This window comes from Pseudomonas sp. HY2-MNA-CIBAN-0224, assembly GCF_040310285.1.
In the GTDB taxonomy this organism is placed as follows: Bacteria; Pseudomonadota; Gammaproteobacteria; order Pseudomonadales; family Pseudomonadaceae; genus Aquipseudomonas; species Aquipseudomonas helleri.
Genome location: NZ_JBEOPQ010000839.1, coordinates 1 through 242, shown reverse-complemented (window position 1 = coordinate 242; position 242 = coordinate 1). Strand labels below are relative to the sequence as shown.

Below are 242 nucleotides of genomic sequence, written 5' to 3'. Positions count from 1 at the left end.
GAAACCGTAGTGGGTGGCATGATCATCGGCCAATATGTAGCGGATTTTTGTCAACAAAATTCCTTAGAAATCGATACTGCTCTCACCCAACAATTTATCGATAAATTACAAAACGAGATCGATAATTTAGTCGATGGTAACGGCACAGAGAATCCCTTCCAATTAAAGAAAGAAATGCAGCGGGTCATGATGGACTATGTCGGTATTTTCCGAAATGGTCCCGAGCTAGAAAAGGCCATCAA

At 41.3% G+C, this 242-nt stretch carries 1 protein-coding gene; it reads left to right on the top strand.

Annotated features, from left to right (window positions below; genetic code table 11):
* Nucleotides 1-18 precede the first annotated feature (18 nt).
* The coding region (locus tag AAEZ03_RS28635) for a hypothetical protein (RefSeq protein ID WP_350583368.1) at nucleotides 19-242 on the top strand (224 nt) is incomplete at its 3' end.